A 449-nucleotide genomic window follows, 5' to 3' on the forward strand; every position below is an offset into this window, starting at 1 on the left:
GGGGCAAGGCGCTCTCGATATTGTAGGTCCGGCCGCGCCAGACCAGCCGGTCGGCGGGGGTGCAGAAGGGCTGGCCAGCGGCCCCGCCCTGCCAGCGTATCCGCACCTTCATCCGCGTCGCAGGCGAGACCCGCATCGCCTCCCACTTCTCGGCGCCGCGCACGGGCAGGACCTGCGCCCAGACCGTGGCGACGGGCGCCCAGCTCTCGGTCGCGCCGCCCATGCCGTCCGGGGTGCGGGACAGCCGCTCGATGGTGACGCGCTGGTCGAGCGCAGGCCCGCTCAGACCGCGCGCCATCGAAGCGCCTCCACCATCGCGCCGAAGGCGGGCGACAGGTCGGACCCGTCATAAAGATGCGTCAGGTACAGCTTGACCGCGACCTCGGCCGCGCGGAGCTGCGCCGCAGGCAGCCCGCAGGTATAGCTGAGCGTCACGCCCTCCACCGGAT

The 449-nt window shown here is 72.8% G+C and carries 1 protein-coding gene; it reads right to left on the minus strand.

Annotated features, from left to right (window positions below):
* Positions 1-298 (minus strand): phage head closure protein (locus BYZ73_RS21770; protein WP_112317609.1); only part of this gene is annotated, 298 nt, incomplete at its 3' end.
* Positions 299-449 lie beyond the last annotated feature (151 nt).

It is taken from the genome of Rhodovulum viride (assembly GCF_003265965.1).
GTDB classification, from domain to species: Bacteria; Pseudomonadota; Alphaproteobacteria; order Rhodobacterales; family Rhodobacteraceae; genus Rhodovulum; species Rhodovulum kholense.